The sequence below is a fragment of the Dokdonia sp. Asnod3-C12 genome (assembly GCF_045063975.1).
Classification (GTDB): Bacteria; Bacteroidota; Bacteroidia; order Flavobacteriales; family Flavobacteriaceae; genus Dokdonia.
On record NZ_JBEFNY010000003.1, the window covers coordinates 918258 to 929967 of the forward strand.

An 11710-nucleotide genomic window follows, 5' to 3' on the forward strand; every position below is an offset into this window, starting at 1 on the left:
TTAAGAACTATGGATACCGAAATTCTTGCTAGAATCCAGTTTGCATTCACCATCTCCTTTCACTACATCTACCCACCATTGAGCATAGGCCTAGGTCTTATTATGGTGATTATGGAAAGCTTGTGGATACGCACAAAAAATGAACAATATCACATCCTTGCCAAGTTTTGGACTAAGATTTTTGCACTCACCTTTGGGATAGGAGTGGTTACGGGAATCGTAATGGAGTTTGAGTTTGGTACAAACTGGGCAACATATTCTCGCTATGTCGGTGACATATTCGGCAGTGCACTAGCCGCCGAAGGTATTTTTGCCTTTGCTCTAGAAAGCGGATTTCTAGGTATCTTACTCTTTGGATGGAACCGTGTAAAACCTTGGGTACACCTCGTTGCAACCATAGGCGTATTTTTAGGATCTATGTTTTCTGCCGTTTGGATTGTGGTAGCAAATAGCTGGCAGCAAACGCCTGCTGGTTATCATATTGTAGGAGAAGGAATGAATGCGCGTGCAGAGATTACAGACTTCTGGGCGATGGTTTTTAATCCATCAAGTGTAGATAGACTTACGCATACGTGGTTTGCAGCATTTCTCGCTGGAGCATTCTTAGTACTTAGTGTACATGCATATTACCTTATTAAAGGACGTTATGTTGTGATTTCTAAAATGGCTTTTAAAATTGCGTTAGGAGTTGCCACTATCTTTTCATTAATGCAATTAGTCACTGGTCACAGTTCGGCAGAGGGCGTTGCTGTTAATCAGCCAGCAAAACTAGCTGCGCTAGAAGGGCATTATGATGCAAGTGGCCCTGCAGATTTATATCTTTTTGGCTGGGTTGATAATGAGACACAAGAAGTCACAGGGATTAAATTACCAGGAGGATTATCTTTCTTACTGCATCAAGATTTTGACGCTCCAGTAACTGGTCTTAATGCCTTTCCAGAAGAAGACAGACCTGGACAAGTAAATGCGGTCTTCCAGTTTTACCATATTATGATTGCAATCGGTATGTTCTTCATTGGGCTTACGCTTTTTGCTTGCTTTTTATGGTGGCGAGGTACGCTGTTTGAAACAAAATGGTTGCTCAAGATATTTGTGCCATCTGTAATATTAGCCCAATTAGGTAATCAAGTAGGATGGTTTGCTGCAGAGATGGGACGACAACCTTGGGTAGTATATGGGCATTTGAGGACTTCTGAGGCTTTCTCACAAGCCGTTACTGCAAATCAAATTGTGTTCTCACTGGTACTATTTTTTGTGGTTTACGCTTTATTACTTTTCTTATTCCTTTACTTGTTGACTAAAAAGATCAAACACGGCCCTTATAAAGAAGACGACGATGATATGGAAGAAAGAACCTTTACTAAGGAGATTACAGAACAAGTTGCAAACACTCTAAACTCATAACTATGGAAACTTTATTAGGTATAGATTACCCTACACTTTGGTTTCTTGTGGTAGGAGGTGTTTTTTCTGGATATGCCATACTAGATGGTTTTGATTTTGGAGCAGGCGCTTGGCATTTGTTTTTTAGAAAAGAACTTAGCAGGCGTATCGCTCTTAATGCTGTAGGACCTGTTTGGGACGGTAACGAAGTTTGGCTGGTCATAGGTGGTGGAGCGCTCTTTGCAGGTTTCCCAGTAATGTACGCCACTTTCTTTTCTGGCTTATATATCCCTTTTATGCTCTTTTTAATGTTTATCATTTTTAGAGCAATTGCTATAGAATTTAGAAGTAAAGAAGAATGGCTATGGTGGCGCAAAATGTGGGATATATGCTACAGTGTGAGTAGTATCATGCTAGCGTTTTTACTAGGTGTCGTAATGGGCAACGTACTACAAGGAATTCCTATAGGTCCAGATCTAGAGTATGACGGAAGTCCATTTCTTGGTTTTTTAAATCCGTATGCCATCATCACTGGGTTTACTACACTATTCTTATTTATGACCCACGGAGCTATCTATTTACTACTCAAAACAGAAGGAAAACTTTTTGATAAACTTGAAGGACTTCTTAAAAAGGCCATTATTCTTTTTATAGTGTTCTTTCTAATCACATCTTTATACACGCTTATTTACATACCTCATCTATCTGATGATTTTAAGGCAACTCCAGCATTATTTATTATACCAATACTTACGTTTTTAAGTATCGCAAACATCCCGAGATTGGCTCACAAAAAGCGTTTTAAGATAGCCTTTTTCTTCTCTGCACTTACCATTTCTTTAATGATGGTCCTTGTAGCTATAGAGTTATACCCTACGCTGCTATACTCAACAATTGATCCGGCAAATAGTATTACTATTTACAATGCCGCATCTTCAGATAAGTCCTTAGGCATAAGCTTGACAATGGTTGCTATAGGAACACCGCTCGTTTTAGGATATACTTTCTTTGTGTATAAAACCTTTGCAGGTAAAGTAAAACTAGATGACCACAGTTATTAAACGAGTGTTTTAAAAAAGTATAATCCTCACATTGAAAGCACACTAGATATCCTAGTGTGCTTTCTTTATTACAATCATCTATTTGAGTAACCTAGGTTACAAATAAGCTTGCTTTAAAAGTTGATATTTGCATAAAATAATAACATGGATTGGATTTTCTCCCCCTGGCCTTGGTATGTATCAGGACCCATCATTGCTTTCATCATGTTTTTACTTATTATGGTAGGTAAGAATTTTGGAATGTCTTCTAACTTAAGAACGATGTGCACCATCTGCGGCGCAGGAAACAAAGCAGATTTCTTCAAATTTGATTGGAAACATCAACGATGGAATCTCACTGTGGTTCTAGGTGCGATTATAGGCGGGTATATAGGATCTCAATGGCTATCTACAGACATCGCAGTAGCTATTAATCCAGACACAATAACAGACCTCAACAACCTTGGCTTTAATAGTGCGGGAAAAGCCTATTTACCTACAGAGCTATTTGACACAAGCGCATTACTTAGCTTTAAAAACTTAGTCTTATTAATTATAGGTGGATTTTTAGTGGGCTTCGGTGCTAGATATGCGGGTGGATGTACTTCCGGTCACGCCATTTCTGGTTTAAGTAATTTACAACTACCATCACTTATCGCCGTTATAGGATTTTTTATAGGCGGCCTGTTTATGATTCATGTACTATTCCCCTTTATATTTTAAAAAATGAGAACACTTATATATTTGCTAATCGGTATTCTTTTTGGAATAACTATGTTTAAATCTGAAGCTGCTTCGTGGTTTCGTATCTATGAAATGTTCAAGTTTGAGTCATTTCACATGTATGGAATTATAGGATCTGCGCTAGTGATAGGCATTATAGTAGTACAACTTATTAAACGTCTCAACATCAAATCATTTTATGGTGAGAAGATTCATTTTCACCCTAAGGCAAAAAGCTTTAGTCGTTACATGATAGGTGGCGTTTTATTTGGTTTAGGCTGGGCACTAGCAGGAGCTTGTCCAGGACCTATGTTTACCTTAATAGGAGCAGGTTACGTTCCTATTCTTGTAGTTATTGCTGCCTCGCTGTTGGGTACATTCGTATATGGATTATTAAAGGATAAACTACCTCACTAGAGGCTGTTTATCCTTCATCTATATTGAGTGTTGTTGTTACGCTTTCGCGAAAGCGTAACTACTTAAAAAGAGTTATTATTTTGTAATGTGCACAATAGCATCTCCTTGATTTACGATAGGAGCATGATTGATACAGATAATATATCCCGAATTAGGTGCTTTTATATTTTTTTCAAAATCACCAAAAGGTCCAGATACACTCGCAATTACATCGCCTTTTTCTACAAAAGTCCCAGCTTTTACATGAGGTCTATACATTCCAGAATATCGTGCTCTGATCCAAAATGACTTCTCGATAACGATAGACTCTGCTTCTACCCTCCAGCTATAATCATCAGAAAGTTCTTTTGTAAAATCACGCACGCCGAGATGGTGCATTACTTTTAAAGCTCCTGTAACTCCAGCGTCTGTAATGTCGCTATCTATTGCAAGAGATTTCCCTCCTTCAAAAAGCAGTACTTTCTTCCCCTTTTTTACACAAGAATCTCTAAAGGATTTCTCTCTATTTTGTGACTTGAGTATAAATGGTGCTCCGAAGGCTTTGGCAAGCTCTAGTGTCTCATCATCTTCATTGATCCTTATCTGTGGAGCATTAAATCGCTCTCTACCACCTGTATGAAAATCCATACAGTAATCAACATGTGGTATAATCTCTGTCATTAAATTATATGCATACCTGCTCGCCAGCGAACCCCTTGTACTACCAGGGAACACTCTATTGAGATCTCTCCCATCTGGAAACTCTCGCGTCTGATTAAGAAAACCAAAAACATTTACCACAGGAATACATATGATCGTACCGTGAGTTGGCTTATTATATTTTTTTGAAACAATCTGCCTTACAATCTCTACTCCATTGACCTCATCACCGTGAATACCGCCAGTAATAAGAATACATGGACCGGGCTTTGGTGCTCGCTCAATAATGATAGGCACTTCAATCTTTGTTCTAGTGTGAAGCTTTGCAATGTCTAGGTTTACTTGTAATCCTTTTCCTAAAGAAACAGCGTTCCCTAGTATTTCAATATCATTAGGCATTTCTCTCTACGTACTTTATAATGTAGTTTGCAATATTTTTTCCTGTTGCAGTCTCAATCCCTTCAAGACCTGGAGACGAGTTTACTTCTAGAATTAATGGACCACGAGAAGATTGTAAGAGATCTACTCCTGCAATTCCTAATCCCATTGCTTTTGCTGCTTTAAGCGCCGCATTTTCCTCTTCGTCTGTGAGTTCGATAACGTTTGCACTTCCTCCTCTGTGTAAGTTAGATCTAAACTCTCCTTCTTTACCTTGTCTTTTCATAGCTCCCACTACTACTCCGTCTACAATAAAAACACGTATATCTGCTCCTCCAGCTTCTTTAATAAATTCTTGAGCAATTACTCTTGCTTGTAAACCATTAAAAGCTTCTAGTATAGACTCTGCAGAGTTCTTATTATCTGCAAGTACTACACCTAGGCCCTGCGTTCCTTCAAGTAATTTAATTACAAGTGGCGCTCCTCCTACTCCATCTACAACCTGACCAACATCCTTAGAGTAGTTTGTAAAAACTGTTTTAGGAAGTCCTAAACCTGCTCTTGATAATATCTGTAAACTTCTTAATTTATCACGTGATCTTACTAATGCTTGAGATTCTGTTGCAGAGAAGACCTTCATCATCTCAAATTGTCTCACTACTGCTGTACCAAAAAATGTTACAGAAGCCCCTATTCTCGGGATTACCCCATCAATATCCTTTATCTCCTTACCCTTATAGACAATAGTAGGGTTTTTCTTTTCAATAACGAGGTTACACTTAGTGTGGTCAATAATGATCATCTCATGACCTTTTTTCTCCCCCGCTTCGATAAGACGCTTTGTTGAATATAAATTTGGATTCTGTGATAGCACTACAATTCTCATAATGTGGATTTAGTTTCTTTTGCCGAGAAGATAATCTAATAAGTGGTTATTTAATATTATTTGAGGTAAATATTTGTGCTTAATCACATAACTATTAATGCTTTTTTATAATAGGTACTATGTGAAGCAGTTAAACCTATTCACTTATCGCAAAATACAGCGCATAAAAAAAGCTCCACATTGCATTGAAGCTTTTTTTATAAGATCATTACTTAATAATCATAGCGGTGGGAATCTATGTCTAAGTCTAATCTTTATATCATCCCTCCAAACAGCATATGACAAGCCAAGAAAGCCACTACAGAAAGAATAATACCCACTAGAAAGATATTAAAGGATTTTCTTAATAGTTTAAATTTTCTATCCATCGTTTTACCTAAATGATACGTATCCTTTGCTATTGTTTTATAAAGCTCATCACCCTCATTCATCAATGAGGTAATATTCTCAACATACTCATGCTCCTCCATATCTTGAAAATTACCGTAAAACATTAAGTTACGGGCATTCCTATCTCCATGAATCAATTCTGGACGGGTTGCAAATATGGCATAAGCGATAGAAGACAAGTTTGTAATGAGAATGAGAACTACAGGATATATTAGGTGCGGGTCTGCGCTAAGCTGGCTCATGACAGTTCCTAATACTAAAGACAAAATAAGTGCATTGATAGAAATCAAAATATTTGATTTTGTATCAATCATTGTATTTAATGTATATTGATTTTTAGAAAGCAGTCTAAATAAAGTTTCTACCCCACGTTCTGAGCGTGGCTCTAGCTTTGCAAGCTTCTTTTTTAACTGCTTTAAGGCTTCTTTATCTATATTAAGCTCTGCCATTAAATATTTATCTTCTTCTTTTTTCTCTTTTTTATCGCTCATAATTACCTTTAAAAAATTACTCATCGCCTGAGACGCACTCTTAATTACTGATCAAAACAGCTGCGTACCTGTCAATTACAGTTACTTGATGTCAAATATAACAATGACTCTTAATATGAATACTAAGAGTTTATATTGCTAGTCATTTTTATATATCGCTTTTGCAAAAACACCTATTGAAAGTCCTTGAACGATTATAGAAAATAGCACAACTATATATGTAATATGCAGTATTAAGTCTTTTGATAACTCATCACTTAAACTTAGTGCTAGTGCAATAGATATACCGCCTCTCAATCCACCCCAAGTCAAAATTGCAATAGTTTTAATAGGCTTCTTCTCATCATGTTTAAGTAATGAGTACGGTAAAAACACAGAGCAAAACCGGGCAAAAAGAACAATTAAAATAGCCATTATTCCTAATATGAAGTAACTACTATTAAATTCTAATAAGTGAATAGCGAGCCCCATAAGGACAAATAAAATACCATTAAAGACCTCATCTAGTATTTCCCAGAAAGAATTGATTGCTTTTTGTATCGGGTTTTTATCTTCATTTATATGTATTTTATTTCCTATAAGTAACCCTGCTACTACCATAGCTAATGGCGCCGAGACATTCAATAAAAATGCGCCAGATGTTCCTCCCATGACTACAGCTAGGGTGATTATTACGGCTAGTTGTGGGTTATCTTTTAATGAGTTGATACACTTCAATCCTAAAAATCCGATGAGAAGTCCATAAAGAATGCCTCCTACAGCTTCTTCTAGAAATAAGAGTCCAATCTCTGTGCCTATCTGGGCAGCGCTATGATGCTCTGTAGCTGTGGCAATCAATAATATTCCAGAAAAAACGACAACGCCTATCCCATCGTTAAATAAAGATTCACCTTCTATTTTAATACCTAGAGACTCTGCAATATTTGTTTTTTTCAGAATTGCCATTACAGCGATAGGATCAGTAGGTGATATTAAAGCTCCAAATAACAGGGCGTGTAAAAAAGGTAACTCTACATCAATTAATTGTGCACCAAAAAAGACAAGGCCTCCTACTAAAAAAGTAGATATAAGAACACCTAAGGTGGCAAATAATAAAATTGATTTCCTCTGTTCCTCGAGTGCTGCAAGGTTAACATGTAATGCTCCTGCAAATAATAAAAAACTTAAAATCCCATCGAGTAGGAGGGTTTTAAAATCTGCCTTAACGATAATATCACAAAAGAATTTATAGAATTCCGGGAATATAGTTTCACTTAATGTTAATGGAATAATTAAAAGCAAGCTTAAAATCATTAACCCAATCGTTGTCGGTAATTTTAACCACTTGTAATTTATATAACTAAAAAGAGCCGCAATTGTAAATACAATACTAAAAGATTCAAACATATTACTTTGATTTTGTATTAATATACTTCCCTACAAACACTCCGATTACAATAGCTAGATAAAATTGGCCTATTATATTCATCACTAATGTTATAGACTGAGCAGGTGCTGTAAGTGGTGTGATATCACCATAACCGACTGTAGTAATGCTTATAAAACTAAAATAGTAAAAGCTATAACCAGAGTATCCCTCAATTAACCTAAACGAATCGCTATTTATTAAATCAATAGATTCAAAAAGAACTCCTCCTATTATACCTAGATAAAGGAATCCCAATAAAGGCCCTAATATAAACTGTAGGTTTATCTCTTTTATGAGCAATAATTGTCTCACTAAAATGACACAAAAACAAGCAAATAATAAAAAGGAGGACACTAATCTATAAATTAATATCACTATCGAACCGTCATTAGAGAGTTCTAACCATATAGCGAGCAATGTAAAAAAGCCAATGATATAGGTGATAGATTTTGCCAGCTTGTTAGTTGCTAGTAAGGAGCTCCCTATGATTAATAAGGTATAATTTATGACAGTAACATAAGCCGGGCTTATACCCGTAATAAGAATATGAAAAGGTGTTAAAAGAAAGTTGAACACACTTAATATAGCAATCAGGTATTTATAATTTGCTATTATGGAATTAAGCCTACTCATTTTATTTATAATTTATAAATTAACCCTTCTAATAGCAATCAACCTCAACTTAGACTCTTTTGCTATATTAATGATCTACTTCTAGTGCACTTTACAGATCAATAAGCTTTCTAAAACAATACCCTAAGTTGTCAAACTCCTTACTTCATAAACCTGTTCTAATGTGTAGTGTCTATATTAAATTTACGTCTGTGATTACTTCTAATAGCGCAGGGCCATCATGATCATTAAGCTTCTTCATAGCTGGCAATAAATCCTCGAGTTTCTCAACGCGAATCCCCAGAGCACCGCAGTTTTCTGCATATTTTGCAAAACTCGGATTTGTTAATGAGGTTTGCCATACATCAACCTCTGCCGCACGTTGCTCCTTTGATATTTTCCCTAGTTCTGAATTATTGAGTACAATGTGCTTAATATTCATATTATACTTAACAAGGGTGTTTATTTCCGCTAGATATTGACCTAAACCAGCATCACCAGATACAGACCATATAGGTCTTTTATCACCTTCTGCTGCCCAAGCACCCATGGCTGCTGGCAAAGCAAAACCTATAGAACCTAAATAACCAGACATTAATACAGACTGATTTGTAGGCTCAAAATATCTTCCAAATGAATACGTGTTATTACCCACATCAACAGCTATTACTGCATTTTCTGGCGTAACTTTATTCATGGCATCAAATACAGATATAGAACTAAGTCCATCGCCACAGTCTTGAAGGCGGCTTTCTTTTTCTTCGCGCCATAGTCTCCAGCGCTCTTTTATTTCTCCACGTTGATCTACTGCCACAGTCATATTATTAGTCTGAGCCGTAATGATTTTCATTGTTTCTGAGATTTCTCCCCATAAAGCAACATCTACTTTATGATGTTTACTAAGAGCCATAGGGTCGTAATCGACTTGAATGATTGGCTTCTTTGGAGTGATACCCGTATGATTAGAAAAAGAAGCACCTAGCACAAATAACAAGTCACTTTCGTTCATAAACCATGATGCTATAGGAGTACCACTTCTCCCTAAAACTCCACAACCTAAAGGGTGCTTATCTGCTATTAATCCTTTTGCTTTAAAAGTGGTGATGATTGGACAGTTTAACGCTTTCGCGAAAGCGGTAATAGCTTCCATTTCAAAACGTGCGCCATGCCCCACTATAATTGCTGGTCTTTTTGCTTTCTTAAGTAGCTGTAGAGCCTTTTCAACCATCTCCTTCGGAGGGCTTATATTAAAAGGAGTAATTCTATCTTCTGGAGTTTGTGCCTTTGCCCCTTCTGGCTTCTCTGTAAACGCTACCTCATCTGGAAAGGTTAAATGCACCACATCTCTCTTTACAAGAGCCGTCTTTAAAGCAAGAGACATCAACTCACTATGATTAGAATTTAAATGAACCGCGTGGTTGAATTGGGTCACGCTATCAAAAGCCTTCACCAGGTCTACTTCTTGAAAAGCGCCTGTACCCACCACTTGAGTGTTAACTTGACCAGAAAGCGCTAGCAAGGGTACTCTATCCACCTTTGCATCCCACATTCCAGTATACATATTTGTCGCACCTGGACCTGCAATACCAAAACAAGCAGCAGGCTTACCTGTTAATTTTGCATATCCTGAGGCTGCAAAGGCTGCTGCACCTTCATGTCTGATTCCAAAATATTGTAACTTCCCTTTTTCCTCCTGCCTTCTCATTGCATCTGCCACAGCAAGATTACTATGCCCTACCATTCCAAAAACGGTATCTACACCCCAATTTACCATGGTCTCAATCATCACGTCAGATATGGTCTCTTTGTGTGGCTCCTCTTCTGGGATTGCAACATAAATAGCCTCACCCTCCTCCTTCACTTCAAAATTCTTTATTCCATCGTCAAAGCCTCCAGGAGAATTTCCTGTGCAAGGATCATAGTCCCAGCCATGCCATGGACAGCGCAGCATACCATTCTCAATAGACCCCTCACCTAGAGGTCCACCTTGATGTGGACAAGCATTATCTAAAGCCGAAAATTTTCCTTTGTAATGAGTTAAACAAATACCTTGATGACCAGCGGTTACTGTCTGGACTCGTCCTTCAGGAAGCATTTTTCTATTGTCTAATACCTTGTACCATTTTTTGCCCTTTGAGTCCATATCTTTTATATTTAATTCAACTTATTTTTAAATTGCTGCTGACGTATTCTCACTGCTCTAAACGAATATGTTATTAAAGAAAGAATCCCTATTAATGCTAGAATAATTGCAAAAACACTAGTGTATAATGATGTTCTTTCTAAATCAAACAGCCCATTAATCACACTTGAGATTAATAGAAATGCTACTGCTACATAAAGAAAAACCATTGCTGTATTTAATAACTTTAACTGCACTAGCTTGTGACTAATCATCTCCTTTTGCTTGGATTGCTCAATCATCTGGTTTATCTCATTACTCAATGCCACCATTAAAGTGGATGTAGAAAGAATAAGCAATCCCAATCCAGGAACTATCGTAATAGGCAGATACCAGTTTTCCATAATTTACATGATGTCTAGGTTACTTGAATAGATCCAGCACTTCTAGTAGACTTATATTTTATACCGCTAGTAATAGATTGATTACCTCTTTAAAGAACTTCATGCCATCTGCCTCTACAATTCCGCTAGTATCGAGTATGGCACCTTTAAAACCGTCAGATTTCCACGTACCTAAGGTTAGTGGTTCTAGTCCAGAAGTATCTATAGCTTGACCTCCTTTGTAACCAGTGATATATAAATAGTGATTATCACAAACGCTATCTGGAATCGCTAGTCCTAAACCAATAGTTATGCTTGAATCTGGTATCTGGCTATAAATTCCAGTATCAAAATGATGTGGCCAGATTCTTATAGAGGCATTGAGATTATAGTTGTTGTCTATCCTTTCAAGAATAAATTGAGCCAGAATGCGTAGATGCATCATCTCACTTAAATCCTCAACATCAGATAATTTAAAGGTGAAATTATCATCAATAGTGTAAGGCAATTCATAGTGAAATTTATACGAATATTCTTTATTGAGAAATTCACGAGAGCTATTTGAAATCCATACTAGAAGCTCTTTATGAGTCGCTCCATCAAGACTAATTATTTTTGATACTGTATTAGATTTCCATTCTAAACTAAAGTTTCTATAATTTAATATGAGCTTATCATTAGCATCAGACAGTGGGTGAGTCTCAAGGAAACCTCCCTCAGGATTAAACCCTAGGTTTGTATGACTATCGTCTTCTTCTTTAGGTAAAAAACTTATTCCTGCTGCAGCTAGGTATTGAGAAGCGATGTGTAATTGTTTTTCTATAGTGTCCATAATGTG

At 36.9% G+C, this 11710-nt stretch carries 12 protein-coding genes; 4 read left to right on the plus strand and 8 right to left on the minus strand.

Annotated features, from left to right (window positions below; genetic code table 11):
• Positions 1–9 precede the first annotated feature (9 nt).
• From ACJJVW_RS04280 to ACJJVW_RS04295, 4 genes are all read left to right on the plus strand, one after another.
• Positions 10–1404, plus strand: coding sequence for a cytochrome ubiquinol oxidase subunit I (locus tag ACJJVW_RS04280; RefSeq protein WP_405250853.1), 1395 nt, complete (start codon positions 10–12; stop codon positions 1402–1404).
• A 2-nt stretch (positions 1405–1406) separates the two neighbouring features.
• Entirely contained in the window at positions 1407–2444 is a 1038-nt protein-coding gene (cydB, locus tag ACJJVW_RS04285; protein WP_298330510.1) for a cytochrome d ubiquinol oxidase subunit II, read from the plus strand.
• Between the two features lie 144 nt (positions 2445–2588).
• Positions 2589–3146 carry a YeeE/YedE family protein gene (locus ACJJVW_RS04290; protein WP_405250854.1) on the plus strand — a complete coding sequence of 186 codons (558 nt, stop codon included), beginning with the start codon at positions 2589–2591 and terminating at the stop codon, positions 3144–3146.
• 3 nt (positions 3147–3149) lie between these two features.
• On the plus strand, positions 3150–3563 hold the full coding sequence (locus ACJJVW_RS04295) for a YeeE/YedE family protein (protein WP_405250855.1): 414 nt from the start codon (positions 3150–3152) through the stop codon (positions 3561–3563).
• Positions 3564–3638: 75 nt separating this feature from the next.
• On the opposite strand, the gene ACJJVW_RS04300 is transcribed toward ACJJVW_RS04295, so the two are convergent.
• The 8 genes from ACJJVW_RS04300 to ACJJVW_RS04335 form a co-directional block, all read right to left on the minus strand.
• A complete protein-coding gene (locus ACJJVW_RS04300; protein ID WP_298330519.1) occupies positions 3639–4601 on the minus strand; it encodes a succinylglutamate desuccinylase/aspartoacylase family protein in 963 nt (320 codons plus the stop codon).
• Positions 4594–5466: a 30S ribosomal protein S6--L-glutamate ligase gene (gene rimK, locus ACJJVW_RS04305; protein ID WP_298330521.1), complete on the minus strand. Its 873-nt coding sequence runs from the start codon at positions 5464–5466 to the stop codon at positions 4594–4596. The genes ACJJVW_RS04300 and rimK overlap by 8 nt, the downstream gene beginning before the upstream one ends.
• 254 nt (positions 5467–5720) lie before the next feature.
• Positions 5721–6347 carry a Pycsar system effector family protein gene (locus ACJJVW_RS04310; RefSeq protein WP_405250856.1) on the minus strand — a complete coding sequence of 209 codons (627 nt, stop codon included), beginning with the start codon at positions 6345–6347 and terminating at the stop codon, positions 5721–5723.
• Positions 6348–6485: 138 nt separating this feature from the next.
• Entirely contained in the window at positions 6486–7733 is a 1248-nt protein-coding gene (locus ACJJVW_RS04315; RefSeq protein WP_405250858.1) for a cation:proton antiporter, read from the minus strand.
• Position 7734: 1 nt separating this feature from the next.
• The gene (locus ACJJVW_RS04320; protein WP_035335779.1) at positions 7735–8388 is read right to left on the minus strand and encodes an ion channel; all 654 of its coding nucleotides are present in this window, start codon (positions 8386–8388) and stop codon (positions 7735–7737) included.
• A gap of 172 nt (positions 8389–8560) precedes the next feature.
• A complete protein-coding gene (locus ACJJVW_RS04325) occupies positions 8561–10510 on the minus strand; it encodes a thiamine pyrophosphate-binding protein (RefSeq protein ID WP_405250859.1) in 1950 nt (649 codons plus the stop codon).
• Positions 10511–10521: 11 nt separating this feature from the next.
• Entirely contained in the window at positions 10522–10893 is a 372-nt protein-coding gene (locus ACJJVW_RS04330; protein ID WP_405250860.1) for a hypothetical protein, read from the minus strand.
• A gap of 58 nt (positions 10894–10951) precedes the next feature.
• The gene (locus ACJJVW_RS04335) at positions 10952–11704 is read right to left on the minus strand and encodes a hypothetical protein (RefSeq protein ID WP_405250861.1); all 753 of its coding nucleotides are present in this window, start codon (positions 11702–11704) and stop codon (positions 10952–10954) included.
• Between the last annotated feature and the right edge of the window lie 6 nt (positions 11705–11710).